The 26,355-nt window shown below is 72.7% G+C and carries 25 protein-coding genes; 3 read left to right on the forward strand and 22 right to left on the reverse strand.

Annotation, left to right across the window (positions count from 1 at the left end; genetic code table 11):
- Positions 1 to 11: 11 nt before the first annotated feature.
- Positions 12 to 1,439, reverse strand: a complete 1,428-nt coding sequence (gndA, locus tag ACH34S_RS13405; RefSeq protein ID WP_395952883.1) for an NADP-dependent phosphogluconate dehydrogenase — start codon at positions 1,437 to 1,439, stop codon at positions 12 to 14.
- Between the two features lie 156 nt (positions 1,440 to 1,595).
- Between gndA and ACH34S_RS13410 the strand changes: the two genes are divergently transcribed.
- Complete coding sequence (locus tag ACH34S_RS13410) at positions 1,596 to 2,345, forward strand: HAD family hydrolase (RefSeq protein ID WP_395953323.1); 750 nt, start codon at positions 1,596 to 1,598, stop codon at positions 2,343 to 2,345.
- A complete protein-coding gene (locus tag ACH34S_RS13415) occupies positions 2,342 to 4,741 on the forward strand; it encodes a glycoside hydrolase family 65 protein (RefSeq protein ID WP_395952884.1) in 2,400 nt (799 codons plus the stop codon). The genes ACH34S_RS13410 and ACH34S_RS13415 overlap by 4 nt, the downstream gene beginning before the upstream one ends.
- Before the next feature lie 38 nt (positions 4,742 to 4,779).
- Here ACH34S_RS13415 and soxR read toward each other — a convergent pair whose 3' ends face one another.
- From soxR to ACH34S_RS13450, 7 genes are all read right to left on the reverse strand, one after another.
- On the reverse strand, positions 4,780 to 5,328 hold the full coding sequence (gene soxR, locus ACH34S_RS13420) for a redox-sensitive transcriptional activator SoxR (RefSeq protein ID WP_395952885.1): 549 nt from the start codon (positions 5,326 to 5,328) through the stop codon (positions 4,780 to 4,782).
- Positions 5,329 to 5,446: 118 nt separating this feature from the next.
- Positions 5,447 to 7,264 carry a phosphoenolpyruvate carboxykinase (GTP) gene (locus tag ACH34S_RS13425; protein ID WP_395952886.1) on the reverse strand — a complete coding sequence of 606 codons (1,818 nt, stop codon included), beginning with the start codon at positions 7,262 to 7,264 and terminating at the stop codon, positions 5,447 to 5,449.
- Between the two features lie 178 nt (positions 7,265 to 7,442).
- On the reverse strand, positions 7,443 to 8,495 hold the full coding sequence (locus tag ACH34S_RS13430; RefSeq protein WP_395952887.1) for an ABC transporter ATP-binding protein: 1,053 nt from the start codon (positions 8,493 to 8,495) through the stop codon (positions 7,443 to 7,445).
- On the reverse strand, positions 8,492 to 9,307 hold the full coding sequence (locus ACH34S_RS13435; protein WP_395952888.1) for an ABC transporter permease: 816 nt from the start codon (positions 9,305 to 9,307) through the stop codon (positions 8,492 to 8,494). The genes ACH34S_RS13430 and ACH34S_RS13435 overlap by 4 nt, the downstream gene beginning before the upstream one ends.
- The gene (gene modA, locus ACH34S_RS13440; RefSeq protein WP_395952890.1) at positions 9,304 to 10,077 is read right to left on the reverse strand and encodes a molybdate ABC transporter substrate-binding protein; all 774 of its coding nucleotides are present in this window, start codon (positions 10,075 to 10,077) and stop codon (positions 9,304 to 9,306) included. Before modA ends, ACH34S_RS13435 begins: the two co-directional genes overlap by 4 nt.
- Positions 10,078 to 10,088: 11 nt before the next feature.
- The gene (locus ACH34S_RS13445; protein WP_395952891.1) at positions 10,089 to 10,484 is read right to left on the reverse strand and encodes a molybdopterin-binding protein; all 396 of its coding nucleotides are present in this window, start codon (positions 10,482 to 10,484) and stop codon (positions 10,089 to 10,091) included.
- 95 nt (positions 10,485 to 10,579) lie between these two features.
- Positions 10,580 to 11,710: a nucleoside 2-deoxyribosyltransferase domain-containing protein gene (locus ACH34S_RS13450; RefSeq protein WP_395952892.1), complete on the reverse strand. Its 1,131-nt coding sequence runs from the start codon at positions 11,708 to 11,710 to the stop codon at positions 10,580 to 10,582.
- 178 nt (positions 11,711 to 11,888) lie between these two features.
- On the opposite strand from ACH34S_RS13450, the gene ACH34S_RS13455 reads away from it, so the two are divergent.
- Positions 11,889 to 12,500: a hypothetical protein gene (locus tag ACH34S_RS13455; protein ID WP_395952893.1), complete on the forward strand. Its 612-nt coding sequence runs from the start codon at positions 11,889 to 11,891 to the stop codon at positions 12,498 to 12,500.
- Between the two features lie 31 nt (positions 12,501 to 12,531).
- Here the strand turns inward: ACH34S_RS13455 and ACH34S_RS13460 are convergent, their stop codons facing one another.
- The 14 genes from ACH34S_RS13460 to ACH34S_RS13525 all read right to left on the reverse strand — a co-directional run bounded on the left by ACH34S_RS13460 (position 12,532) and on the right by ACH34S_RS13525 (position 26,008).
- Positions 12,532 to 12,744, reverse strand: a complete 213-nt coding sequence (locus tag ACH34S_RS13460) for a hypothetical protein (RefSeq protein WP_395952894.1) — start codon at positions 12,742 to 12,744, stop codon at positions 12,532 to 12,534.
- A gap of 139 nt (positions 12,745 to 12,883) precedes the next feature.
- Complete coding sequence (gene der / locus ACH34S_RS13465) at positions 12,884 to 14,272, reverse strand: ribosome biogenesis GTPase Der (RefSeq protein ID WP_395952895.1); 1,389 nt, start codon at positions 14,270 to 14,272, stop codon at positions 12,884 to 12,886.
- A 35-nt stretch (positions 14,273 to 14,307) separates the two neighbouring features.
- Complete coding sequence (gene cmk / locus ACH34S_RS13470; protein ID WP_395952896.1) at positions 14,308 to 14,970, reverse strand: (d)CMP kinase; 663 nt, start codon at positions 14,968 to 14,970, stop codon at positions 14,308 to 14,310.
- A gap of 84 nt (positions 14,971 to 15,054) precedes the next feature.
- Entirely contained in the window at positions 15,055 to 16,185 is a 1,131-nt protein-coding gene (locus ACH34S_RS13475) for a prephenate dehydrogenase (RefSeq protein WP_395952897.1), read from the reverse strand.
- A gap of 26 nt (positions 16,186 to 16,211) precedes the next feature.
- Positions 16,212 to 16,574, reverse strand: a complete 363-nt coding sequence (gene aroH, locus ACH34S_RS13480) for a chorismate mutase (RefSeq protein ID WP_395952898.1) — start codon at positions 16,572 to 16,574, stop codon at positions 16,212 to 16,214.
- Between the two features lie 56 nt (positions 16,575 to 16,630).
- Complete coding sequence (locus ACH34S_RS13485; protein ID WP_395952899.1) at positions 16,631 to 17,362, reverse strand: pseudouridine synthase; 732 nt, start codon at positions 17,360 to 17,362, stop codon at positions 16,631 to 16,633.
- 7 nt (positions 17,363 to 17,369) lie between these two features.
- On the reverse strand, positions 17,370 to 18,026 hold the full coding sequence (scpB, locus tag ACH34S_RS13490) for an SMC-Scp complex subunit ScpB (protein WP_395952900.1): 657 nt from the start codon (positions 18,024 to 18,026) through the stop codon (positions 17,370 to 17,372).
- Positions 18,019 to 18,888 (reverse strand): segregation and condensation protein A, encoded by an 870-nt coding sequence (locus ACH34S_RS13495; RefSeq protein ID WP_395953325.1) that lies wholly within the window; start codon positions 18,886 to 18,888, stop codon positions 18,019 to 18,021. The genes scpB and ACH34S_RS13495 overlap by 8 nt, the downstream gene beginning before the upstream one ends.
- 117 nt (positions 18,889 to 19,005) lie before the next feature.
- Positions 19,006 to 19,677 carry a hypothetical protein gene (locus ACH34S_RS13500; RefSeq protein ID WP_395952901.1) on the reverse strand — a complete coding sequence of 224 codons (672 nt, stop codon included), beginning with the start codon at positions 19,675 to 19,677 and terminating at the stop codon, positions 19,006 to 19,008.
- Positions 19,678 to 19,681: 4 nt separating this feature from the next.
- Complete coding sequence (locus tag ACH34S_RS13505; protein WP_395953326.1) at positions 19,682 to 20,548, reverse strand: ParA family protein; 867 nt, start codon at positions 20,546 to 20,548, stop codon at positions 19,682 to 19,684.
- A 212-nt stretch (positions 20,549 to 20,760) separates the two neighbouring features.
- The gene (xerD, locus tag ACH34S_RS13510) at positions 20,761 to 21,789 is read right to left on the reverse strand and encodes a site-specific tyrosine recombinase XerD (protein ID WP_395952902.1); all 1,029 of its coding nucleotides are present in this window, start codon (positions 21,787 to 21,789) and stop codon (positions 20,761 to 20,763) included.
- 58 nt (positions 21,790 to 21,847) lie between these two features.
- Positions 21,848 to 22,477: an NUDIX domain-containing protein gene (locus ACH34S_RS13515; protein ID WP_395952903.1), complete on the reverse strand. Its 630-nt coding sequence runs from the start codon at positions 22,475 to 22,477 to the stop codon at positions 21,848 to 21,850.
- Positions 22,474 to 24,183, reverse strand: a complete 1,710-nt coding sequence (locus ACH34S_RS13520) for a CTP synthase (RefSeq protein WP_395952904.1) — start codon at positions 24,181 to 24,183, stop codon at positions 22,474 to 22,476. Before ACH34S_RS13520 ends, ACH34S_RS13515 begins: the two co-directional genes overlap by 4 nt.
- 175 nt (positions 24,184 to 24,358) lie before the next feature.
- On the reverse strand, positions 24,359 to 26,008 hold the full coding sequence (locus ACH34S_RS13525) for a hypothetical protein (protein ID WP_395952905.1): 1,650 nt from the start codon (positions 26,006 to 26,008) through the stop codon (positions 24,359 to 24,361).
- Positions 26,009 to 26,355: the final 347 nt, after the last annotated feature.

The raw sequence follows: 26,355 nt of genomic DNA on the forward strand, positions 1-26,355 counted from the left end.
CGCCTCTCGGTTCAGGAGGGGACTTCGGTGCGGTCGGCTCCCCAGAGGGTGTGGTAGGTGCCCTCGCGGTCTGTGCGGCGGTAGGTGTGGGCGCCGAAATAGTCGCGTTGGCCCTGGGTCAGGGCGGCTGGGAGGCGTGGGGCTCGGAGTGAGTCGTAGTAGGCGAGGGCGGTGGAGAAGCCGGGGACCGGGATGCCGATGTTGGCGGCGATGGCTATGACCTCGCGCCAGGCGTCCTGGGCGTCGCCTACCGCTTCGGTGAAGTGGGGGTCGGTCAGGAGGGTCGGGGTCTCCGGGTCGGCCTCGTAGGCGGCGCGGATGCGGTCGAGGAAGCGGGCGCGGATGATGCAGCCGCCGCGCCAGATGGTGGCCATGGCGCCGAGGTCGATGTTCCAGCCGTATTCGGCGCTGCCCGCCTGGATCTGGTGGAAGCCCTGCGCGTAGGCGACGATCTTGGACGCGTACAGGGCCTTCTCCACGGCGTCGGGGAGGCCGGACGCGGAGACGGCGTCGTTGCGGGATGGGCCCGGGAGGTTCTGGGCGGCCTCGCGGAGGGCGGCGTGGCCGGAGACGGAGCGGGCGAAGACCGCTTCGGCGATGCCGCTGACCGGGACGCCCAGGTCCAGGGCGGTCTGGACGGTCCAGCGGCCGGTGCCCTTCTGCTCGGCCTGGTCGAGGACGACGTCCACGAACGGGCGCCCGGTGGCGGCGTCGGTGTGCGCGAGGACCTCGGCGGTGATCTCGATGAGGTAGGACTCCAGGCGGCCGGTGTTCCAGGTGCGGAAGACCTCGGCGATCTCTGCGGGGGCGAGGCCGGCGGCGTGGCGGAGGAGGTCGTAGGACTCGGCGATCAGCTGCATGTCGGCGTACTCGATGCCGTTGTGCACCATCTTCACGAAGTGGCCCGCGCCGTCGGGGCCTACGTGGGTGCAGCAGGGGGTTCCGTCCACCTTGGCGGATATGTCCTCCAGGAGGGGGCCGAGCGCCTCGTAGGACGCGGCGGAGCCGCCGGGCATGATGCTCGGGCCGTGCAGGGCGCCCTCCTCGCCGCCGGAGATGCCGGTGCCGACGAAGTGGACGCCGCGTTCGCGGAGGGCCGATTCGCGGCGGCGGGTGTCGGTGAAGTTGGCGTTGCCGCCGTCGACGATCATGTCGCCGGGGTCGAGGAGCGGCGCGAACTCGTCGATGACGGCGTCGGCCGGGGCGCCGGCCTTCACCATGATCACCAGGCGGCGGGGGCGGTCGAGGGACGCGACGAACTGCTCCGGCGTGTCGGCCGGGACGAAGGTGCCCTCGTGGCCGAACTCGTCCACGAGGGCCTTCGTCCGTGCGGAAGTGCGGTTGTGGACGGCGACGGGATGTCCGTGCCGGGCGAGGTTGCGGGCCAGGTTGCGGCCCATCACCGCGAGCCCCGTGACTCCGATACGCGCCGTTTCCATTGGATCGCTCCTCCTCGTGTGCCACCCTGATCAAGGGGTTGTACGCGGGTCCTTGATCCCCCGTTCGAGCGCCGGCGAACGCATGCCCGCGCGAGGTGCGGGAACGGGTCGCGCGTCGCCTGTCTCTTCGATGGTGACATTCTCCAGGGGGTGCGAATGCTGGGACTGCCGGACGATGCGGCGGCGTGTCTCTTCGATCTCGACGGGGTGCTGACCAGGACGGCGGCCGTGCACGCCGCCGCCTGGAAGGAGATGTTCGACGGCTACCTGCGCGAGCGGGCACGGCGCGACGGCGGGCCCTTCACCGAGTTCGACCCGGTCAAGGACTACGGCCGGTACGTCGACGGCAAGAAGCGCGAGGACGGGACGCGCTCGTTCCTGCAGTCGCGCGGCATCGAGCTGCCGGAGGGCGACCCCGACGATCCGCCCGAGAACGAGACGGTCCGGGGGCTCGGCAACCGCAAGAACGCGCTCGTCCTGAAGCTCATCGAGGAGAAGGGCGTCGAGACGTTCGACGGGTCGATCGACTACGTCCGGGCGGCGCGGGCGGCGGGGCTGAAGACGGCGGTGGTGTCCTCCAGCGCCAACACAGTCCAGGTGCTGCGGACGGTCGGCATCACCGGCCTGTTCGACGCGCGGGTGGACGGCGTCGTCGCCGCGGAGCGGAACCTGCCGGGCAAGCCTGCGCCCGACATGTTCCTCGTGGGGGCCCAGGAAGTCGGTGTCCAGGCCGAGCGGGCAGTGGTGTTCGAGGACGCGCTCGCGGGCGTCGAGGCGGGGCGGGCCGGCGGGTTCGCCTACGTCGTGGGCGTCAACCGCGTGGACGGCGCGCACGCCAAGGCCCTCGCCGAGCACGGCGCCGACATCGTGGTGTCCGACCTGTCCGAATTGATGGAGGACAAGTGACAGACCGGGAAGGGCTGAGCACGGCCGAGCGGCCGGTGTTCACGGTGGAGCCCTGGTGCGTGCGGGAGCCGGAGCTGCGGCTGGACCGGCTGGCGCAGACAGAATCGGTCTTCGCGCTGTCCAACGGGCATGTCGGGATGCGCGGCAACCTCGACGAGGGCGAGCCGCACGGGCTGCCGGGCACGTATCTGAACTCGTTCTACGAGCAGCGGCCGCTGCCGCACGCCGAGACGGCCTACGGGTATCCGGAGTCGGGGCAGACGGTCATCAACGTCACCAACGGCAAGGTGATCCGGCTGCTGGTGGACGACGAGCCGCTCGATGTCCGGTACGGGCGCGTCCTGCATCACGAGCGGAACCTCGACATGCGGGCGGGCACGCTGACCCGGCACGTGGAGTGGACGTCCCCCGCCGACAAGACGATCAAGGTGACGTCGGTCCGGATCGTGTCGCTGACGCAGCGGGCCGTCGCGGCGGTCTGCTACGAGGTCGAGCCGGTGGACGAGGCCGTCCGGGTGGTCGCGCAGTCGGAGCTGGTCGCCAACGAGGCGCTGCCCGGCGGCGGGAAGGATCCGCGCGAGTCCGCGATCCTGGAGAGCCCGCTGGTCAGCGAGGAGCACGTCGCCAACGGCACGAAGGTCCTGCTGCTGCACCGGACGCGGCGGAGCGGGCTGCGGATGGCGGCGGGCATGTCGCACAACATCGAGGGCCCGGAGTCGATGGCGATCGACACCGAGAGCTCCAACGACGTGGGCCGGCTGACGGTCGCGACGCGGCTGGAGCCGGGGCAGCGGCTGCGCATCGTCAAGTACATCGCCTACGGGTGGTCGAGCCGGCGGTCCCGGCCGGCGCTGCACGACCAGGTGGTCGGGGCGCTGGCGGGCGCGCGGCAGACCGGCTGGGACGGCCTCCTCGCCGAGCAGCGCGCGTACCTGGACGAGTTCTGGGAGGGCGCGGACGTCGAGGTCGAGGGCGACGCGGAGATCCAGCAGGCGGTCAGGTTCGGGCTGTTCCACGTCCTTCAGGCGGGCGCGCGCGCGGAGAGCCGCATGATCCCGGCCAAGGGGCTGACCGGCCCCGGCTACGACGGCCACACGTTCTGGGACACCGAGACGTTCGTCATGCCGGTGCTGACCTACACCTCGCCGGGCGCGGCGAAGGACGCGCTGGCGTGGCGGCACCGGACGCTGCCGCTGGCGGTGGAGCGCGCGACCCAGCTCGGCCTGGACGGCGCCACCTTCCCGTGGCGGACGATCCGCGGTCACGAATGCTCGGGGTACTGGCCCGCGGGGACGGCCGCGTTCCACATCAACGCCGACATCTCCGACGCCGTCGTCCGGTACGTGGACGCGACGGAGGACGAGCAGTTCGAGCGGGAGATCGGCCTGGACATCCTGGTGCAGACCGCCAGGCTGTGGCGGAGCCTCGGGCATCACGACGTCGGCGGCGTGTTCCGGATCGACGGCGTCACCGGGCCCGACGAGTACAGCGCGATCGTGGACAACAACGTCTACACCAACCTCATGGCGCGCCGAAACCTCCAGGAGGCCGCGGAGATGGCGATGCGCCATCCGGACGTGGCCGACCGGCTGGGCGTGGACGCCGAGGAGGCCGCGTCGTGGCGGGACGCGGCGGCGGCGATGCTGATCCCGTATGACGACCGCCTGGGCGTCCACCCGCAGAGCGAGGGTTTCACCAACCACGCCCGCTGGGACTTCGCCGCCACCAAACCCGACCACTATCCGCTGCTGCTGAACTTCCCGTACTTCGACCTGTACCGGAAGCAGGTCGTGAAGCAGGCCGACCTGGTCCTGGCGCTGCACCTGTGCGGGGAGGCGTTCACCGAGGAGCAGAAGGTCCGCGACTTCGCCTACTACGAGGGGCTGACCGTCCGCGACTCGTCGCTCTCGGCGCAGACGCAGGCGGTCGTGGCGGCTGAGGTCGGGCAGCTGGAGCTGGCGCACGACTACCTCGGCGAGACCGCGCTGATGGACCTGCACGACCTGAACCGCAACACCCGCGACGGGCTGCACATCGCGTCGATGGCGGGCGCGTGGAGCGGGCTCGTCGCCGGGTTCGGCGGGATGCGGGCGGGCGGCGGCCGGCTGCGGTTCGCGCCGCGGCTGCCGGGCGGGATCAGCCGGCTGGCGTTCCGGATGCGCTACCGCGGCAGCCTGATCAAGGTCAACGTGACGGCGGACTCCGCGGGCTACGAGCTGCTGGACGGCCCCGGCATCAAGCTGTGGCACCACGGCGACGTGTTCACGCTCGGGGACGAGCCGGTCGAGCTGCCGATCGAGCAGATCCAGCCGCGTCCGACGGTGACGCAGCCGGCCGGCCGGGAGCCGATGCCGCGCCGCATCGACCCGCACGGCCGCGGCCCGCGCCGCCGCTGACCGAGCCGGTCGGGTAACCGGTCAGCGCGGCTGGCCGGTTACTCGGTGGGGCACGGGTCGGGGCGGCAGGGGTTCGGGGTGTCACGCGCGCCCGCCTCGTCCGCCGTTGGCGGCGGGGCGGACGTGCCGCCGTGGCGGACGAGGAGGCGGCGCGGCCCCGGCCCCTCGTCGCCTAGCCGGTCGTAGGGGTTGGCGAGGGCGCACTTGTTGATCGACAGGCAGCCGCAGCCGATGCACTCGGTGAGGTCGTCGCGGAGCCGTTCGAGCTGGCGGATGCGGTCGTCGAGGACGGTCCGCCAGTTCTCCGACAGGCGCGCCCAGTCGTCCACGGTCGGGGTGCGCTCCTCCGGGAGGGTGCTCAGCGCGTCGCGGATGTCGCTGAGCGGGATGCCGACGCGCTGGGAGACCTTGATGAACGACACGCGGCGGAGCGTGTCGCGGGTGAAGCGCCGCTGGTTGCCCGCCGTGCGGCGGCTGCTGATCAGGCCCTTGGACTCGTAGAAGTGCAGCGCCGAGACGGCCACGCCGCTCCGCTCGGCGAGCTGCCCGACGGTCAGTTCGTGCAACCGGTGCTCAAGCCGCGTCATGACCGCATCCTATGTGACCTCAACCGCGGTCGAGGTTTCCGGGGAGCCCGCTGCGCCCGCAACGTCGAGCGCCCGCCCGCCGAGGTCGTCGGCGGGCGGGCGCTCGGCACTTGTCCGGCTAGTGCTCCAGGCGGCGGACGAGGTCGTGGTACTCGTCCCACAGCGCCTTCGGCATGTGGTCACCGAACTTCTCGAAGTGCTCGGGGACGAGCGCGGCCTCCTGCTTCCACACCTCGGTGTCGACCGACAGCACCGTGCCGAGGTCGGCGTCGTCGATGTCCAGGCCCTCGGTGTCGAGCGCGTTCTTGGTCGGCAGGTGCCCGATCGGCGTCTTGACGGCGTCGGCCCGGCCGTTGAGCCGCTCGACGATCCACTTCAGGACGCGGCTGTTCTCGCCGAAGCCCGGCCAGATGAACTTGCCGTCGGCGTTCTTGCGGAACCAGTTGACGTAGTAGATCCGCGGCAGCTTCTCGGCGTCGGTGGCCTTGCCGATGTCGAGCCAGTGGCCGAAGTAGTCGCCCATGTTGTAGCCGCAGAACGGCAGCATGGCGAACGGGTCGCGGCGCAGCTCGCCGACCGTGCCCTCGGCGGCGGCGGTCTTCTCCGACGCGACGTTCGCGCCGAGGAACACGCCCTGCTGCCAGTCGAAGGACTCGGTGACGAGCGGGACCGCGGACGCGCGCCGCCCGCCGAACAGGATCGCCGAGATCGGGACGCCCTTCGGGTCCTCCCACTCGTCAGCGATGATCGGGCACTGCCCGGCCGGGGTGGTGAAGCGGGCGTTCGGGTGGGCCGCCGGGGTCTCGGTCTCCGGGGTCCAGTCGTTGCCGCGCCAGTCGGTGAGGTGGGCCGGGGGCTCGTCGGTGAGGCCCTCCCACCACACGTCGCCGTCGTCGGTGAGCGCGACGTTGGTGAAGATGCTGTTGCCCCAGAGCGTCTTCACCGCGTTGGCGTTGGTGCTCTCGCCGGTGCCGGGCGCGACGCCGAAGAACCCCGCCTCCGGGTTGATCGCGTAGAGGCGGCCGTCGTCGCCGAACCGCATCCAGGCGATGTCGTCGCCGATCGTCTCGACCTTCCAGCCCGGGATGGTCGGCTCCAGCATGGCGAGGTTGGTCTTGCCGCACGCGGACGGGAACGCGGCGGCGACGTAGCGGGTCTCGCCCTCCGGCGGCGTGAGCTTCAGGATGAGCATGTGCTCGGCCATCCAGCCCTCGTCGCGCGCCATCGTGGACGCGATCCGCAGCGCGTAGCACTTCTTGCCGAGCAGCGCGTTCCCGCCGTACCCGGACCCGTACGACCAGATCTCCCGCGTCTCGGGGAAGTGCGTGATGTATTTGGTGGAATTGCACGGCCATTTGACGTCGGCTTGACCCGGCTCCAGCGGGGCGCCGACGGAATGGACGGCCTTGACGAACGAGCCGCGCTCCTCGATGAGGCGTAGCGCGGGCGTCCCCATCCGCGTCATGATCCGCATGGACACGGCGACGTAGGCGGAGTCGGTGATCTCCACTCCGAGCTGGGAGATGTTGCCGCCGAGCGGGCCCATGCAGAACGGCACCACGTACATGGTGCGGCCCTTCATGCAGCCGTCGAAGAGGCCGCCGAGGGTCGCGCGCATCTCGTCCGGCGCGATCCAGTTGTTGGTGGGACCGGCGTCCTCCTCCTTCTCGGAGCAGATGAACGTGCGGTCCTCGACGCGGGCGACGTCGGTGGGGTCGGACGCCGCGTAGAAGCTGTTCGGCCGTTTGGCCGGGTCGAGCCGCGTGAGCGTGCCCTGCTCGACGAGGACGCCGGTCAGGCGCTCCCATTCCTCGTCCGAGCCGTCGCACCACTCGACGCGGTCGGGCTTCGTCAGCTCGGCGATCCCGCGTACCCACTCAGTCAGTTCGGTGTGGCCGGTAGGGGCCTGGTCGGCCCCGGGGACCTGGTTGGACACGGGCAACTCCTTCAGCTGTTCGCAGGATGTTTGCATGATGAACAAGACCCGCTGTTTTTGCCATTTGGTCTGGACCAATCCCGTCCGCTTTTGGGGGTTCGTGCCCGATTTTGTGATAGATATCACCGGTCTGTGAGGATGCTGTGCGGTGCGCCGTGCCTGACCGGCCGGGGCCCGCTCAAGCTGGGTAAACGTGGGTTTCGGTGGCCTTCACGGCCGCCCAGATCATGCTGCCCTCGGACAATTCGAGCTCCGCGACGGCCGCCGGAGTCACCTCCGCGACCGCGTCGAAAGGCGGCCCCTGCAGCCGCACCCGGACGCGGTCGCCGTGCCGTTCGATGGCGGCGACGCGGGCGCGCCACAGGTTGCGGGGGCTGCCGTCGGGACGCGTCCGGTACAGCGCGACCGCGGACGGCGCGAAGGCCAGGAAGACCTCGCCTTCGAGCGAGCCGACGGTGTCGAGCGTCCCGGCGCCGCCGCCCACCGTCACCGTTCCGGCCTCCGCGCGGCCCCGGTACAGGTTCAGGCCGACCAGCCGCGCGACGTAGCCGGTGCGCGGCCGGCGGGCGACCTCGGCGGGCGTCCCCTCCTGGACGAGCCGCCCGCCCTCGATGACGACGATGCGGTCGGCCAGGACCATCGCGTCCAGCGGGTCGTGGGTGACGAGCACGGCCGCGCCCGCGAACCCGGCGAGGTGGCGGCGGAGCGCGGCGCGGACGTCCATCCGGGTGTTGACGTCGAGGGCCGCGAGCGGCTCGTCCAGCAGGAGCAGGCCCGGATCGACGGCCAGCGCCCGGGCGAGGGCCACGCGCTGCGCCTGCCCGCCCGACAGCGCCCGCGGCCGCGCGGACGCGAACTCCGCGAGCCCGACGCGGTCGAGCCATTCGGCGGCCCGGCGGCGGGCGTCGCGGCGGCCCGCGCCCTGGCAGCGCGGCCCGAACGCGACGTTCTCCAGCGCGCTGAGGTGCGGGAACAGCAGGTAGTCCTGGAAGACCATGCCGATGCGGCGGCGGTCGGGCGGCAGCGGGCGCAGATCGGCGCCGTCCACCCGGACGTGCCCGCCGGACATCGCGACCAGCCCGGCCAGGGCGCGCAGCGCGGTGCTCTTGCCCGCCCCGTTCGGGCCGAGCAGCGCCACCACCTCGCCGGGCGCGGCGGCGAGCGCGAGGTCGAGGTCGAACCCGGCGCGCCGCACCACGAGCCGCGCCTCCAGCCCCCGCCCCTGTGTCATGTGCTCATCCAGCGATCTCGCAGCGCCGCCAGGACGATCACCGACACCGCCAGCAGGACGAGGCTGAGCACGATCGCGGCCTGCGGGTCGGTCTCCAGCGCCAGGTAGACGGCCAGCGGCATCGTCTGCGTCCGGCCGGGGAAGTTCCCGGCGAAGGTGATCGTCGCGCCGAACTCGCCGAGCGCCCGCGCCCAGCACAGCACGGCCCCGGCCGCGACGCCGGGCGCGACCAGCGGCAGCGTGACCCGGTGGAAGATCGTCCAGCGGCCCGCGCCGAGTGTGGCGGCGGCCTCCTCGTAGCGCAGGTCGGCGCCGCGCAGCGCGCCCTCGACGCTGATCACCAGGAACGGCATCGCGACGAACGTCTGGGCCAGCACGACCCCGGCCGTGGTGAACGGGAACGTGATCCCGAACGTGTCGTCCAGCCACCCGCCGACCAGCCCGCGCCGCCCGAGCACGAGCAGCAGCGCGACGCCGCCGACCACCGGCGGCAGCACCAGCGGCACCGTCACCAGGGCCCGGACGAGCCGGACGCCGCGGAAGCGGACCCGGGCGAGCAGCCACGCCAGCGGGACGCCGAACAGCAGGCACAGGACGGTCGCGAGCGTCGCGGTGACGAGCGAGAGCCGCAGCGCGTCCAGCACCTGGTCCTGGCCGAGGCGGGTGCCGAGCGTCGACCACGGAGCGCGGACGAGCAGCCCGGCGAGCGGCAGCACCAGGAAGGCGAGCCCGGCCAGCGCGGGCACCAGCAGGACCCACGGCGGACGCCCGACCGGCCCGTCGGCGTCGATACCGGCGTCGATCTTCTTCACGGCGCCTCGAAACCGGCCCGGGTCAGCACCGACCGGCCCTGCGGCCCCAGCACGAGCCGGATGAACTCTCGCGCGAGCGCGCCCTGCGGGGCGTCGGCCACCTCCACGAGCGGGTAGTCGTTGACGGCCTGCGCCGCCTCCGGGAACTCGATGCCCGTGACCCTGTCCCCCGCCGCCTGGACGTCGGTGCGGTAGACGAGCCCGGCGTCCGCCTCGCCGAGCCCGACCTTGGTGAGCACGGCCTTGACGTCCTTCTCCCGCGACACCGGCTCGACCTCGGTGCCCGCCGCGCCGAGCGCCTTCGCCGCGGCGGCCCCGCAGGGCACCTGCGCCGCGCACAGCACGACCTTGAGCCCCGGCCTCGACAGGTCGGCGACCTTGGCCACCTTGCCGGGATTGTCCTTGGGGATGGCGATGACCAGGCGGTTCCGGGCGAGCAGCTGCGGCGACCCGGCGGCGTCACCGGCGTCGGTCACGGTCCTCATCGTGGCGGGGCTCGCGGCGGCGAACACGTCCGCCGGGGCGCCCTGCGTGATCTGCCGCGCGAGCGTCGAGCTGGCGCCGAAGTTGAACCTCACCTGCACGCCGGGATGCGAACCCTCGAACGTCGCGCCGAGCGAGGTGAACGCCTCGGTGAGCGAGGCCGCGGCGAACACCGTCAGCGTCCCGCCGCCGGCGCCGGCCTCGCCGACCTCGCCGACCTCGCCGCAGGCCGCCGTGCCCGCGCCGAGCAGGGCCGTGGCGGCCGCGATCGCGATCCACGTGCGCACGGGTCCCCCCCTCAGTCCGGCAGCTCGACGATGACGTTGGTGGACTTCACGACCGCCTCCGCGACGACGCCCACCCGCAGCCCGAGATCGTCTGCCGCCTCGCGGCTCATCAGCGAGACGACGCGGAACGGCCCCGCCTGGATCTCCACCTGCGCCATCACGCCGTCGCGGACGACGTCGGTCACGATGCCGCGCATCCGGTTGCGCGCCGAGGAGAACCGCACCCCCTGGTCGGACGTCCCGCGCGCCTGGTCCCGCACGAACGCCGCCAGTTCGGCGCCCGGTACCCGGCGGTGGCCGTGCTCGTCGCGCGACGCGGTGAGCCGTCCGCCGTCCACCCAGCGCCGGACCGTGTCCGCGCTGACCCCGAGGAGTGCCGCCGCCTCACTGATCCTGAACGTCGTCACGCGGCCAAGCCTAGCCACCTGCAGATACAAGGAGTAGAGGAGGGATCTATAGGAGGATGCAAGCTGATAGAGGCAATACCCTTCGCAGTTGCGGGTCAGCGCACGTCCAGCAGAACCTCAGTGATCATGCCCAGGCAGGACCAGTCCACGAGGCGCTCGTGCCTGATCCGCCCGAACGCGGCGATCTCGACGTAGGTGCGCTCGCCGTCCGCCGCGAGGCCGTGCGGGCCGGACGAGCGGAGCCGCGCCAGCTCGTCACCGGTGATCGCGGCCGAGAACAAGTGCGCCCGGTGCCCGGACATCGTGGCGTTCACCTGCCGCGTCCCGTGCGCGCGCAGCCGTGCCGCGGCCAGGATCAGGCCGGTCTCCTCCGCGACCTCGGCCAGCGCGACCTCGGCCGGGCCGCCCGCCCCGGAGCCGCCGGGCAGCTCGTGGACGAACCCGTTCACGCACGGGCTCCGGAACTCGCGGACGAGCACGACCTCCGTCTCGTCCAGCGTCTCCCCGGGCCGGTGCAGGACGACGACGGAGATGTCGGGCCGCCCGAAGACGATCTCGTTGTCCTTCACCCGGTTCTCGGCCGCGACGTGCATCCGGACGTGCAGGCCCCAGTGGTTCCCGAACCTGAACACCACCCGCGCGCCGAGCAGGGCGTTGCCCGCCGCGCACTGGCCCGCGTACCAGCGGCGCAGCGACTCCTCGCGCCACAGCAGCAGCGGGATCTCCCGCTCGCCGCCCGTCCGGGACGCGCCCGCGCCGATCCGGCCGAGCGCCGCCGCCACCGTCGCCGGAAGGTCGGACGCGGTCGGCACGCCCGACTTGGCGGCATAGTGCAGCAGGTAGCGGTTCTTCGGCGCCTGCGGCGGGGCGCCGAACACGGCCCGCCCGCTGTCGTGCCACATTCCCCATTCCACGTTGGTGGTGAACGCCGGCATGGTCGCCAGGTCGCGCGGCACGTAGAAGATCACCTCGTCGGACAGGTGCAGGCACCGCTCCTCCCAGTCGACCTGGCCGACGTAGTCGTCGTGGACGCCGTGCCGGTGCTCCGGGACGAACACCACGAGCAGCCCAGGCCCACGCCAAAGATCGCGCAAGTCGGCGACCGCCGCCGGACGCCACGACTCGACCTCGGGCGACCGTGGCGTGGGCCCGGCGAGGAAGACGGCGGCATCCCAGCGACCGGGCGGTTCCTCGCGCGCGTAGACGATCTCTACCTCGGCTCCCATGCGGGCTCCCATATGGTCGGCTCTTTCCAGGCGTTGTGTGGAGCGAACATTTTTCCTCCGGCCCTTCCGCAGCAGCGTGAACGCTGCGATCCGACCGAGGAGGAAAGGTGTTCGAAGGTCTGGTAGGGGTAATGGTGTCCCAAAACAAAAATCACACGCCCGGTCAGGAGGAATGATCATGACTGGGACCATGCGCGCTCCACGCTCCCGGGGGGGTCTGAGCGGCACGCTGCTGGTGCTGCTCGGCCTCTGGGGCGGCCTGCTCCCCTTCGCCGGACCCTATTTCGGGTTCGGTTTCGCCCCGGACGACACCTGGGTGTACGACACCGACCGGCTCCAGCTCGTGATCGCGCCGGCCGTGGCCGTCGCGCTCGGCGGGCTGATCGTGCTCGCCGCCGCCAACCGCGCGTTCGCCATGTTCGGCGGCTGGCTCGCCGCGCTCGGCGGCGCCTGGTTCGTGGTCGGCACGTCCGTCGCCACGCTCTGGGACGTGCAGGGCATCGGCGCCCCGCTCGGCTCGGGCGAAGGGCAGCGGCTCGCCGAGCAGCTGTCCGGGCTCACCGGGCTCGGCGTCGCCGCCGTGTTCCTGGCCGGGCTCGCGCTCGGCCGGTTCGCCGTGATCGGCGTCCGGGAGGCGACCAAGCCGGACGACTCCGATTCGGCGGGTGCGACCACCACGCAGCCCCTGGTGTACGGACGGTACGCGCGGGACAACCCGCCCGGGCCCGGTCCCGCGACCGCTCCGCCCGGCGACCGGCGCATCGCGGGCAAGTCACGCCAGAACCAGTAACCCGCACCGCCGCCGTGCGGCGCCGGGACCGCTACCGCTGGTGGCGGTCCCGGCGCCGCATGTCGCGGACGGCCTTGGTCGTCTCGTAGCTGCCCCGCTCCTCGTCCAGCCGCACGTCGTCGCGGTCGGTGAACATGGCGACGAAGGCGACCACCAGGCCGACACCGCCGATCCACGGCTCCCGCCAGGCGAAGCTGAGCGCCACGCAGACGACGGCACAGGAGATGAGCAGCAAGAGCTTCACGTTTCACCCTTCGACTCATGCAGGTGTCACCCGACTCGACGAGTAATGGAAGACTTACTCGACGGCCGTAGGATGCATCCTGACATGCCGCGGCCCGCCGGGGAAGATCCCCAAGCGGGCCGCATGCCGGATATTTCCGCTATTTCTTGCCCTTGCCGCGCTTCTCGCGGATCTTCATCGCGATGTCCAGGGGCGTGCCCTCGAAGCCGAACTCCTCGCGCAGCCGCCGCTCGATGTAGCGCCGGTACCCCTCCTCCAGGAACCCGGAGGTGAACAGCACGAACCGCGGCGGCCGCACGCTCGCCTGCGTCGCGAACAGCACGCGCGGCTGCTTGCCGCCGCGCACCGGGTGCGGGTGCGAGCTGACCAGGTCGGCGAAGAACTGGTTGAGCTTGGACGTCGGGACGCGGGTCCCCCAGCCGTCCAGGGCCGTGTCGATGGCCGGGACGAGCTTGTCCATGTGGCGCCCCGTCTTGGCGGAGACGTTCACGCGCGGCGCCCACCGCGCGTGGTGGAGCTGCCGGTCGATCTCCCGCTCCAGGTAGTGGCGGCGCTCCTCGTCCAGCAGGTCCCACTTGTTGTAGGCGATGACCATCGCGCGGCCCGACGCGACGACCATCGAGATGATCCGCAGGTCCTGCTCGGCGAGGGGCTGGTCGGCGTCCACGAGCACGACCGCGACCTCGGCGCGCTCCAGCGCGGACTGGGTGCGCAGCGTCGCGTAGAAGTCGGCGCCCTGGTTCTCGCGGTGCCGCCGCCTGATCCCGGCGGTGTCGATGAACCGCCACGTCCGGCCGCCGAGGTCGATCAGCTCGTCGACCGGGTCGCGGGTCGTGCCCGCCACCGCGTCCACGACCGCCCGGTTCTCCCCCGCCAGCTGGTTCAGCAGGCTCGACTTGCCGACGTTGGGACGGCCCAGCAGCGCGATCCGGCGCGGCCCGCCCGTCTCCTCACCGAAATCCTCCGGCGGCGCCTCCTCCGGCAGCGCGGCCAGCACCGCGTCGAGCAGATCGCCGCTGCCGCGCCCGTGCAGCGCGCTGACCGGGTGCGGCTCGCCGATGCCGAGCGACCACAGCAGCGCCGCGTCCGCCTCGACGGCGGCGTTGTCGGCCTTGTTGGCGACCAGCACCACCGGCTTGCCGGACCGGCGCAGGATCTCCACGACGGCCTCGTCCACGTCGGTCGCGCCGACGGTCGCGTCCACCACGAACATCACGACGTCGGCGAGGTCGACCGCCAGCCGGGCCTGCTCGGCGATCGCCGCGGCGAGCCCGGCCGAGTCGGGCAGCCAGCCGCCGGTGTCGACGACGGTGAACCGCCGACCAGACCACGACGCGTCGTAGGCGACCCGGTCGCGGGTCACGCCCGGGACGTCCTCCACGACCGCCTCACGGCGGCCCAGGATCCGGTTGACCAGGGTGGACTTGCCGACGTTCGGCCGCCCGACCACCGCCACGACGGGCGCCGGGCCCTCGTCGGCGCCGACGTCCTCGACGATGTCGACGGTCTTGATCTCGTTATCGCTCACTGTGAATTCCCCGCGGGGGCCGCCAGGCCGCCCGTTCACTCATGCTCTTTGGCGAGGCGGACGACCGCCTCGATGACCTCGGCGAGGCTCAGCTCCGTCGAGTCGATCTCGTACGCGTCGCCCGCCCTGGTCAGCGGCGAGGCCTTCCGGGTCGAGTCGAGCCGGTCGCGGCGCGCCTGCTCGGCCTGGGTGACCGTGACCGACGCGCCCGGGTCGCCCGCGAGGTCCTTCGCGCGGCGCGCCGCCCGGATCTCCTCGCTGGCCGTCAGGTACACCTTGACCTGCGCGTCCGGCGCGACGACCGTGCCGATGTCGCGGCCCTCCACCACGATCCCGCCGGACCCGATGATCTCGCGCTGCAGCGCGACCATCCGGGCACGGACCGCCGGGACGGAGCTGACCGCGCTGACCGCGTTCGTCACCGCCCGCGTGCGGATGGGGGCGGACACGTCCGCCCCGTCCACCGTGATCGTCGGCCCGTCCGGGTCGGTGCCGGACGCGATCACCGGCTCCGCCGCGCGGGCCTCGACCGCGGCCGCGTCCTCGACCGGCACGCCGTTCTCCAGCATCCACCACGTCACGGCGCGGTACATGGCGCCCGTGTCCAGGTAGCGGAGCCCGAGCGCGCGGGCGACGCCCTTGGACGCGCTGGACTTGCCCGACCCGGAGGGTCCGTCCATGGCGATGACGAGCGGCACGATCGATCCCTCTCTAGTCCGTCGGGCGCGCAGGCGAACCCCCGTGCGCGCCCCGCGACCAGGCTACCGGCCTCGCGGTACCCGTCAGGTACCGGCGGTACCGGCGGTACCGGCGCTTCCGGCCGGGGACGGGACGGACCAGCCGCGGGCCCGCAGCTCCTCCGCCAGCGCCTCGGCCGACTCCGGCACCACGGCCAGCTCCAGCACGCCGAGCGGGCGGCCCGGCGAGTGCTCGATCGTCACGTCCTCGATGTTGACCTGCGCGATTCCCGCCGCCTGGAAGATCATCGCGAGCTCGCCGGGACGGTCCGGGATGACGACCTGGACGGTCGCGTACGCGGGCTGGTCGCCGCCGTGCTTGCCGGGTATGCGGGACCGGCCCGCGTTCCCGCGCAGCAGCAGGTCGGCCACGTGCGCGGCGGCCTCCTCGCTGCCGTCGCGCAGCAGCGACGCGGCCACCGCGAGGTCGGTGGCGACGGCCTCCAGCACGTCCGCGACGGGCTGGGAGTTCGCCGACAGGATGCCGATCCACAGCCGCGGGTCGCTCGCCGCGATCCGGGTGACGTCCCGGACGCCCTGCCCGGACAGGCCGAGCGCGACGTCGTCCGCGCCGGTGAGCCGGGCGGCGACGGCGGCCGACACCACGTGCGGGCCGTGCGATACGAGCGCGACGGCCCGGTCGTGCTCGGCGGCGTCCACCTCGACGGGCATCGCGCCGCACGCCTTCGCCAGGTTCCGGACCGCGTCCACGGCCTCCGGCTTCGACTGCGGCGCCGCGCACAGGGCCCACGGGCGGCCGAGGAACAGGTCGGCGCGCGCCGCGCCCGGCCCGGACCGCTCACTGCCCGCGAGCGGATGCCCCGGCACGAACGTCGTCAGGTCGCAGCCCAGCTCGGCGGCCTGCGCCAGCGGCAGCGCCTTCACGCTCGCGACATCGGTGTAGGCGGCGGCGAGGCGGCGTTTCTGCACGTCCAGCAGCGTGACGGCCACTGCCGCGGGCGGCACCGCGAGCACCGCCAGGTCGGCGGGCTCGTCCAGCGGGCTGTCGGGAAGCGGCTCGCCGGCGTCCAACTCGACCGCCAGCCGCAGCGCGGCCTCGTCCCGGTCGGCCAGCAGCACCTCGGCGCCGCGCTCCCGCATCGCCAGGGCGATCGACGTTCCGATCAGGCCCGTCCCGACGACGACGATCCGCTGCGGCACCACGTCCTCACTCACGCCCACAAACCCTACTGTCGCCGCACTTACTGTGCGATATCGAGGCGGAGCGCCGTCGCGCCCCGCAGGTAGACGTGCTGGACGTCGGCGCGCGGCCGGTCGGTCTCGATGTGCGCCATCAGCCGGATCACCCGCGGCAGCGCGCCCGGGACGCCGATCTCCGTCGCGCACAGCAGCGGCACCTCGTGGAAGCCGAGCTTGCGGGCGGCGAGCGCCGGGAACTCCGCCGTCAGGTCCGGCGTCACCGTGAAGATGACGCTGATCACGTCGTCGGTGCTCAGCCCGTTGCGGGACATCACCTCGCTGACGAGCTCCGTCGTCGCCTCCAGGATCTGACCCCGGTCGTCGGCGTCGATCTGCGTCGCCCCGCGGACCGCCCGTACCGTCACAGCCTGCTCCTCCTCGAGTCCGTCCCGCCCGCCCGCGTCCTGCGCGCGTGCTGCCGTTACAGGTCGACCGCCTTGTACAGGTCGCCGATCTCGTGCACGGACAGGGCCCGCATACCGCCCGGCTTCAACGAGCCGAGCTTGATCGGCCCGAACTCTATGCGCGCCAGCTGCTGGACGGGGAACCCGACCTCCTTCAGCAGCCGCCGGACGATGTGCTTGCGCCCCTCGTGCAGCGTGATCTCCACCAGGACGCGCCTGCCGACCTGGTCGAAGATCCGGAACTTGTCGGCCTTGGCGGGGCCGTCCTCCAGCGTCACGCCCGCCCGCAGCCGCTTGCCGAGGTCGCGCGGGATCGGGCCGTGGATCTCCGCCAGATACTTCTTCTCGACCCCGTAGGACGGGTGCGTGAGGCGGTGCGACAGCTCCCCGTCGTTGGTGAGCAGGATCAGGCCCTCGGTGTCGGTGTCGAGCCGCCCGACGTGGAACAGCCGCTCCGGCACCTCCACGTAGTCGGCGAGGGACTTGCGGCCCCGCTCGTCCGACATGGTCGACACCACGCCGCGCGGCTTGTTGATCGCGTAGTAGCGCATCTCGGCGCGGGTCTCGACGCGCTTGCCGTCCACGTGGATGACGGCGCGGCGCGGGTCGACGCGCTCGCCGAACCGGAACACCCGCTTCCCGTCGACGGTGACGCGGCCCTCGCCGATCAGTTCCTCGCAGTGGCGGCGGCTGCCGATCCCGGCCTCGGCCAGGACCTTCTGCAGCCGGACGCCCTCGTTCTCGCTCACGTGTTCCTCAACTATCAACTATGTCGTCAGGCAGGTCGTCGGGCAGGTAGGGGGCGAGCTCGGGGAGCTCGTCGAGGTCGCGGAGCCCGAGCCGCTCCAGGAAGTACCCGGTGGTGCGATACAGGTGCGCCTGGGACTCGGGGTCCTGCCCGGCGTCCTCGATCAGGCCGCGCAGCGTCAGCGTCCGCATGACGCCGTCGCTGTTGACGCCCCGGATCGCCGACACGCGGGCCCGGCTCACCGGCTGCCGGTAGGCGACGACGGCGAGTGTCTCCAGCGCCGCCTGCGTGAGCCGCGCCTGCTGCCCGTCGGTGACGAACCGCTCCACGACGGGGGCGCACGCGTCCCGGGTGTAGAAGCGCCAGCCGCCGGCGACCTCCCTGAGATCGAACCCGCGGCCCTGCTCGGTGTATTCCGCGGCCAGCTCCCGCAGCGTCGCCGCGACCTCGCCGCGCGGGCGCTCCAGCAGCTGCGCGAGGGTCATCTCGGTGACGGGCTCGTCCACCACCAGCAGGATCGCCTCGATGGACGCGCGCAGCCCGGGAAACTCCGCAAGCCCCTCCGCCGACTCCGCCGATGCCGGCGACTCCGGCGACTCCGCCGATGCCTGCGTCTCCGGCGTCTCCGGACGTTCCGGCGGGGTCTCGCCGGGGTCGTCAGTCATCGTCCGCCTCGTCCTTCTTCTTCGGGTCTTCGCCGTCCGGCTGCGGGGAGCCCTCGTAGTCGTCGCCGACCTCGACGTCGCCCTCGTCGGTGCCGGTCCACGTGACGCGCAGCTCGCCGAGCGGCTCGTCCTGCTCGAACACGACGCTCTGCTCCCGGTACAGCTCCAGCAGCGCCAGGAACCGCGCGACGACCTCGTAGGTGCCCTCGGCGTCGGCGGCGAGGACGCGGAACGTCGTCCTGCGGAGCTTGCGGAGCCGCTCCACGACGATCGCGGCCTGCTCCTTGACGCTGGCCTTCGGCTGGTAGATGTGCTCGACGGAGACCGACGGCGGCTCCTTCGGCGCGAACGCCTTGGCGGCGAGCCGGGCGAACTCGTCCGGTCCGAGGCCGAGCAGCACCTCCGGCAGCACGTTCGCGAACCTCGGCTCCATCGGCACGATCCGCGGGAACCGCCGGGCCGCCTCGGCGATCCGCGCCGCGATCACCTGCGCGACCTCCTTGTAGGCGCGGTACTGCAGGAGCCGCGCGAACAGCAGGTCGCGGGCCTCCAGGAGGGCGAGGTCGTCCTCGTCGTCGACCTCGCCGGAGGGCAGCAGCCGGGCGGCCTTGAGGTCGAGGAGGGTCGCGGCGACCAGCAGGAAGTGGCTGGCCTGGTCGAGGTCCCAGTCCTTGCCGTGCGCGTGGATGTGCGCGATGAAGTCGTCGGTGACCTTGTGCAGCGACACCTCGGTGATGTCGAGCTTGTGCTTGGAGATCAGGCCGAGGAGCAGGTCGAACGGGCCGTCGAAGTTGTCCAGGTGGACGTGGAAGCCGTGCCCCTCCTCCGGCTCCTGCCCCGATCCGGGCGACGTCTCGTCCACGTCGCTCACGGTAGCGGAGGACGTCTCCTGCACTGTGCTCACCGGCCATATCGTCCCACGGGCGGCGCGTGCTCGCACCACGGCCGGTCACGAGCGGTGACGGCGCGCCGCGGACCGCTACCTACCGATCAGCCGCCGGACGATGCCCTCCACGTACGTCTGGTCGAACGTCTCCGGGGGGCCGTCGATGGAGACCTCGCCGCCGGTGATGGGCGTGGTCACCTGGGCGGGCGACGACACCAGCGCACCGCCGACGATCATGCCCATGTTCCCGGCGGGCAGCTGGGCCTGGAACGCCCGCGCGGCCTTGCCGGTCAGGGTCGCGAAGCCGGAGGCGTCCCCGGACGACAGCGTCAGCGCGACGCTCCAGCCGGCGGCGCCCCGCGCGGGGTCGGGCGGCACCGCCTCGACCTTCTCGAGCCGCCGCACCGTCAGCGCGTCCGGGCCGAACAGATAGCAGCTGGACTTGTCGGGCGGGGCGAGGGCGCCGCCGGTGCAGGGCGGCGGCGATTCCCGCGCGACCAGCCTGAACGTCAGCGGCTCGCGGAGGTCGACGGGCCCGGAGGACAGCGGCTTGGACGACTCGTCGTCCTCCCCCAGCACCAGGATCGCGACGGCCGCCACGACGAGGACGGCCACTACCACCACCGCGACCGCGGCGACAACGACGACGGCCACCGGCCTCGGGCCCCGCCCCGGCGGCGGCTGCTGCGGCGGCGGCGGCGGGATCGGCTGCGCGGGCGGGACGGCCGCGGGCGGGGGCTCGGGCTCGCCGGGGGGCTGGCTCACGGGCTCATGCCACCTGCGCCCACCGGGCGAGGACCTCCCGGGCCAGGCTGCGGTAGGCGTTGGCGCCCATCGAGTTCGGGTCGAAGAACGTGATGGGCTCCCCGGCGACGGTCGCGTCCGGGAACCGCACCGTGCGGTTGATCACGGTGTGGAAGACCTGCTCGCCGAACGCCTCGACGATGCGGCCGAGGACCTCCCGCGTGTGCAGGGTCCGCGAGTCGTACATCGTGCCGAGGACACCGTCGATCACCAGGCTCGGGTTGATCCGGCCCTGCACCTTCTCGATGGTCTCCATCAGCAGCGCCACGCCGCGCATCGCGAAGTACTCGCACTCCAGCGGGATCAGCACGCCTTCGCTGGCGGCCAGCGCGTTGATGGTGAGCAGGCCGAGCGACGGCTGGCAGTCGATCATGATGTAGTCGTAGTGCGGGACGGCCGACTTCAGCGCGCCCTGCAGGATGTACTCGCGGCCGACCTCGTGGACGAGCTGGACCTCCGCCCCGGACAGGTCGATGTTGCTCGGCAGCAGCTCCATCCCGTCGACGCCGGTCTCGATGACGACGTCCTCCCACTCGACGTCGCGTTCGAGCAGCATGTTGTGGACCGTCACGTCCAGCTGGCGCGGGTCGCCCTTGCCGAGGCCGACCGAGAGCGCGCCCTGCGGGTCGAAGTCGACGAGCAGGACGCGGCGGCCGAACTCGGCGAGCGCGGCGCCCAGGTTGATCGTCGTGGTGGTCTTGCCGACGCCGCCCTTCTGGTTGCATACGGCCACGATCCGAGCGGGCCCGTGCTGTTCCAGGGGTCCCGGTTCGGGGAACACCGGCACGGGTCGCTGCGTGGGCCCGAGAGCCCTGTTCGGATCGGTCTCGATGGTGGCGGAGGAAAGGACTCCTTCCGCACCGTTAGTGCTGGTCACCAGATCCCTCCCCGGCGGCCCGGAAATGCCATCCAGAACGGGGACTCTAGGCCCGTACCTCCCCGGTCTCAAGCCGACGCGCGACGATCGTCGCGATTTGTCAGCTCCGCGGTGGACGAGTTGTCAGATCGGGCACGCGAGTTCACGCAGGCCGCGGGCGCGGGTTTTCAGGTGCGGGCGCGGGGGTGGGAGGTCGCGTAGACCTCGCGCAGGAGCTGGACGGTCACCAGCGTGTAGACCTGCGTCGTCGTGACCGACGCGTGCCCCAGCAGCTCCTGGACGACGCGGACGTCGGCTCCCCCGTCCAGCAGGTGCGTGGCGAACGAGTGCCGCAGCGTGTGCGGCGACACCTCCGACAGGTGCGCGCGGTCGGCGGCGGCGCGCAGCACCATCCACGCGCCCTGCCGCGACAGCCGCCCGCCGCGCGCGTTCAGGAACAGCGCGGGGCCGCCGTGCCCGGCCGCCGCCAGTTCGGGACGGGCCCGGACCAGGTAGGCGTCCACGGCCTCGCGGGCGTAGTCGCCGATCGGCACGACCCGGGCCTTGCCGCCCTTGCCGGCGACGCGGACGAACCCGTCCGCCCGGTCGAGGTCGTCGACGTCCAGCCCGACGGCCTCGGAGATCCGCGCGCCCGACCCGTACAGCAGCTCCAGCAGCGCCCGGTCGCGCAGCCCGCGGGCCGTGCCGGGATCGCCGGGCACGGACGCGGCGGCGAGGAGCCGTTCGACCTCGTCCAGCGAGATGGCCTTCGGCAGGCGGCGCGGCGGGGTCGGCGGCCTGACGTCGGCGGCGGGGTCGTGGGCGGCGAGGCCCTCGCGCAGCGCGAAGCGGTGCAGCCCGCGGACGGCGGCGAGCGCCCGCGCCGCCGAGCCCGCCGACAGCGGCGGATGGTCGTCGTCGCCCTCCCGCAGCGTCACCAGGTAGGCGCGGACGTCGTCCTCGGTGATGTCGCCGATGGCCGCGCGGCCACGCCCGTCCTGGCTCTGCACGTAGCGGCGCAGGTCGCGGCGGTACGAGCTGAGCGTGTTCGCGGCCAGGCCCCGCTCGACCGCGAGGTGCCCCAGGTAGGTGTCCACGGCGGCGCCGAGCGCGGAACCGATCTCGGGAGCGGCGGGCCGCGTGGCGCTCCGGGGGGTCGGCGACGGGGACAGGGCGGCACCTCTTCCGGCCGTGGGCTCCGGGGACCCGCCCATCATGCCCCCTCCGGCCGCCGGAGGGGGATCTCATCCGGCTCGGCCGTCCGGCGCGTCGGGCTCAGTCCTCCGGCGCGTCGGGCGGGCGCAGGCCCGCGAACCCGGACGCGCGTGCCGCGTGCACGGCGAGGACGCCCATGCAGGCGATCGCGTTGTGCACCTCGCCCGCCAGCACCTTGCGGACGGCCTCGTCCAGCGGCACCCACACCACCGGCATGTCGGCCTCCTCGTGGACGCGCTCGAAGTCGATCTGGTCGGCGGGCACCTCCGTGAGGCCGCGGGCCAGGAAGATCCGGACGCGCTCGTCGGTCATGCCGGGCGAGGTGAACACGTCGAGGAGGGTGTCCCACCGGTCGGCGCGGTACCCGGACTCCTCCAGCAGCTCCCGCTCGGCGAGCTTGTGCAGCGGCTCGCCGTGCACGTCCCGCAGCCCGGCGGGCGCCTCCCACAGCAGCCGCGACACCGGGTGCCGGTACTGCCGCAGCAGCATCACCCGGTCGTCGTCGTCGAGCGCGAGGACGCCCACCGACCCGACGTGCGCGATCACGTCCCGGGTGACGGCCTCGGTCTCGTCACCGCGCGGCATCTCGACCTTGTCCTGCCGGACGCCGAACACGCGGCCCTGGAAGACGGTGTTGCGCTCCACGACGGTCCAGCGTTCGGGACGGTCGCGGACGTCGTCCGGGTTCACGGCGCGGTCACCTTCCCGGCGGCGCCGCCCGCCGCGCCGCCGCCCGTGCGGGCCTCGGCGTAGGCGAGCGCGGCGGAGACGAGGCCGGTGAACAGCGGGTGCGGGCGCGTCGGGCGCGACCGGAACTCCGGGTGCGCCTGCGTCCCGACGAAGAACGGGTGCTGCTCGCGCGGCAGCTCGGCGTACTCGACGAGCCGGCCGTCGGGCGACAGGCCGGAGAAGCGCAGCCCGGCCTTCTCCAGCCGGTCGCGGTAGGCGTTGTTGACCTCGTAGCGGTGCCGGTGCCGCTCGGACACCTTCGCCTCCCCGTACAGCTCCCGCACGACGGACCCGTCGGCGAGGTCGGCCGGGTACAGGCCGAGCCGCATCGTGCCGCCCATGTCCCGCTCCCCGGCGACGACGTCGACCTGCTCGGCCATCGTCGCGACGACGGGGTCGGCGGTGGTCGCGTCGAACTCGGCGCTGCCCGCGTCGGCGAGCCCGGCGAGCGTCCGCGCCGCCTCGATGACCATGCACTGCAGGCCGAGGCAGATGCCGAGCAGCGGGAGCCGGTTCTCGCGGGCGTACCGCACCGCGCCGATCTTCCCCTCGATGCCGCGGACGCCGAACCCGCCGGGGATGAGGACGCCGTCGACGCCGTCCAGCTCCCGCTTGGCGCCCTCGGGCGTCTCGCAGTCGTCGCTCTTCACCCAGCGGATGCGGACCCTGGCGTCGTTGCCGAACCCGCCGTGCCGCAGCGCCTCGGTGACCGACAGGTACGCGTCGGGCAGGTCGATGTACTTGCCGACCAGCGCGATCGTGACCTCCCGCGCGGGCTTGTGGACGCGGCGCAGCAGCTCGTCCCAGGCGCCCCAGTCGACGTCGCGGAACGGCAGGTCGAGGCGGCGCACGACGTAGGCGTCCAGGCCCTCGGAGTGCAGCACCTTCGGGATGTCGTAGATGCTCGCGGCGTCGACCGCGGACACCACGGCCTCCCGGTCCACGTCGCACATCAGGCTGATCTTGTGCTTGAGCCCGTCGGTGATCGGCCGGTCGGAGCGGCACACGATCGCGTCGGGCTGGATGCCGATGGAGCGCAGCGCGGCCACCGAGTGCTGCGTCGGCTTGGTCTTCAGCTCCCCGGACGGCCCGATGTAGGGCAGCAGCGACACGTGCAGGAAGAAGCAGTTCTCCCGCCCGATCTCGTGCCGGATCTGCCGCACCGACTCCAGGAAGGGCAGGGACTCGATGTCGCCGACCGTCCCGCCGACCTCGGTGATGACGACGTCGACCTGGCCGTCGTCCGAGGCCATCCCGCGGATCCGGTCCTTGATCTCGTTGGTGATGTGCGGGATCACCTGGACGGTGTCGCCGAGGTACTCCCCGCGCCGCTCCCTGGCGATGACGCTGGAGTACACCTGCCCGGTCGTGACGTTCGCCGACCCGTGCAGCTCGGTGTCGAGGAACCGCTCGTAGTGCCCGATGTCGAGGTCGGTCTCGGCGCCGTCGTCGGTGACGAAGACCTCGCCGTGCTGGAACGGGTTCATCGTCCCGGGGTCGACGTTCAGGTACGGGTCGAGCTTCTGCATGGTGACCCGGAGGCCGCGGAGGGTGAGAAGCCGTCCCAGGCTGGACGCCGTCAGCCCCTTGCCGAGGCTGGAGGCGACGCCGCCGGTGACGAACAGATGCTTGGTAGGACGTGATCTACCAGTGGCTGCCGATGGCAAAGAGGTGCTCCCGTGGTCGTTGCGAGGCGGACGAAGGCTCACTGTCCACGGGCCACCAGAATAACAGCCACCGACGACCGAACCGTGTTTGCCCAGCGAACACGGCCAATACCGCCAGGCCGGACCTCCGGATCAGCCGTCGCTCACGGCGATCCGGCCTCCCGGTCCGGCCTCCCTACGGCCCGAAGGACGAGGGCAACGCGTTCGAACCGGCCGGCATGATCGTGCGGAGCTGGCGGGTGAGCTCGTCGATCAGGGAGCGGGCCTGGTCGGCGGCGTTGCGGGCGGCGTCGCGTTCCTGGGAAAGCTCGGCGATCTGGGCGCGCTGCTCGGTGACGGCCTGGGCGAGCTGGTCGACCCACTGGTCGCGCTCGGCGAGCTTCTCGGCGACGGCGTCGCGCTCGGCGGCCAGCTGGCGCATCGCCGCGACGGTCTTGTCCCGTTCCCGGCCCGCCTGGTCGGCCCGGCCGCGGGCCAGGGTCAGTTCGGACTCGGCGCGCGCCTGGGCCTGGACGGCGGCCTCGCGGGCCCGTTCGGCGGCCTCCCGCTCCTTGGCGTTGCCGTCGCGCTCGCGTTCGGCCTTCTTGGCGGCCTCCAGGGACTGCGCGGCGGTGTTGAGGGCCTGCTGGCGCTCGGCCTCGGCGGCCTCGGCCCGTCCGGCCGCCTCCTGGGCGCGGCGGTCGGCGTCCTGGGCCCGGCGGTCGGCGTCCTGCGCGCGGCGCTCGTTCTCCTGCGCGCGGCGCTCGGCGACCTCGGCGCGGCGGCGGGACTCGTCGGCCTCCTTACCGGCGCCGACGACGGCGTGCTGCAGGTTCTGCGCGGTCATCTCGGCGTCGGTGAGCTTGGCGCGCAGGGCGGACAGCTCGGCGTGCGCGGACTCCAGGCCCCGGGACAGCTCCGCGGCCTGCTCGGCGACGCGGTCGCGCTCGGACTCGGCGGCGCGGCGGCCGTTGACGGCGTCCTCGACGGCGCGGAGCGCGTCGTCGCGGGCCTCGCTCATCGCGTCGCGCTGCTGGATGGCCTGCCGGACGGTCGCCTCGGCCTCGGCGACACGGCGCTCGGCCTGCTCGACCTGGGCCTGCACCTGCTCCAGCTGCGCGCGGGCCTGGTCGGCCTGGGCACGGGCCTGGTCGGCCTGGGCGCGCCCCTGCTGGGCCTGGTTCCAGGCGGCGGCGGCGTCGCGCTGCGCGTTCTCCTTCTCGCCCTGCAGCGCGGCGATCTGCGCGACGGCCTCGTTCTTCGCCTCGACGGCGCGGCGCTCGGCCTGCTCGGCCTGGCCACGGGCGCGCTGCACCTCGCCCCAGGCGGCCGCTGCGTCGCGCTGCGCGTTCTCCTTCTCCGCGGTGATGGCCGCGACCTGCTGGGCCGTCTCGTTCTGGGCCTCGACGGCGCGGCGCTCGGCCTGCTCGGCCTGGCCACGGGCACGCTGCACCTCGCCCCAGGCGGCGGCGGCGTCGCGCTGCGCGGACTCCTTCTCCGCCGTGACGGCCGCGACCTGCTGGGCGATCTCGCTCTGCGCCTCGTTGACCTTGCGCTCACCGGCGGCGAGGGCGTCGCCGATGAGGTCGGCCATCTGGCGGAGCCGCTCGACGATGTCCCACGGCTGCGCCTCGGGCTGCTCGACGTCGGGACGCCCGGCCTCGCGCGGGCGGCCGGGCTGCGCGCCGTGCCGGCCGGGCTGCGGCGGCTTGGCCATCTGGATCGGCTGCTGGGCGGCCTGCACCGGCGTCTCGGGTGCGCGGCCCGGGTCGCGTCCCATGGGCGGCCAGGGGGTCCCAGCGTCGGGGCCGCCGCGGGCACCGCCCGATCCGTTCAGCTCGCTCACTGCTCTCCCCGCCTCGCGGCTCGGAGCCACATGGACGGCATGGCTCTGCTCATCGTGGTGCCCGCGTTCTTCGCCCGACGGCTCGTCATCTCGCTCACGTGTCTCCTCGCCCGGCGGCATGCGGCCGCGCTCGCGGGGGTGGGTGTGCACATCTCGTTCGCTCCGCTACCGGCCCTGAGCCTCGTGGCTTCGCTCACTGAAGGCACTCTAGCCCCGACCAGCGGAACGTTTGCCCAGTTTGGGGTTTACTTTCTCGGCCGCCGAGCGGCGTTAACGCACGCAGATGCCCTGGTCGGGGCCCGGACGCCCCGTCCGGCGGTGCCAAGCGTCACATCCGGCGGGCGGGT

This window comes from Actinomadura sp. 3N508 (assembly GCF_044326375.1).
In the GTDB taxonomy this organism is placed as follows: domain Bacteria; phylum Actinomycetota; class Actinomycetes; order Streptosporangiales; family Streptosporangiaceae; genus Spirillospora.

What these genes read in the sequence shown, in the direction of transcription:
- ACH34S_RS13430 (WP_395952887.1), bottom strand. Translation starts at nt 8,495, where the DNA reads ATGACACAGGGGCGGGGGCTGGAGGCGCGGCTCGTGGTGCGGCGCGCC.
- ACH34S_RS13455 (WP_395952893.1), top strand. Translation starts at nt 11,889, where the DNA reads ATGACTGGGACCATGCGCGCTCCACGCTCCCGGGGGGGTCTGAGCGGC.
- ACH34S_RS13410 (WP_395953323.1), top strand. Translation starts at nt 1,596, where the DNA reads ATGCTGGGACTGCCGGACGATGCGGCGGCGTGTCTCTTCGATCTCGAC.
- gndA (WP_395952883.1), bottom strand. Translation starts at nt 1,439, where the DNA reads ATGGAAACGGCGCGTATCGGAGTCACGGGGCTCGCGGTGATGGGCCGC.
- ACH34S_RS13450 (WP_395952892.1), bottom strand. Translation starts at nt 11,710, where the DNA reads ATGGGAGCCGAGGTAGAGATCGTCTACGCGCGCGAGGAACCGCCCGGT.
- scpB (WP_395952900.1), bottom strand. Translation starts at nt 18,026, where the DNA reads ATGACTGACGACCCCGGCGAGACCCCGCCGGAACGTCCGGAGACGCCG.
- soxR (WP_395952885.1), bottom strand. Translation starts at nt 5,328, where the DNA reads ATGACGCGGCTTGAGCACCGGTTGCACGAACTGACCGTCGGGCAGCTC.
- xerD (WP_395952902.1), bottom strand. Translation starts at nt 21,789, where the DNA reads ATGATGGGCGGGTCCCCGGAGCCCACGGCCGGAAGAGGTGCCGCCCTG.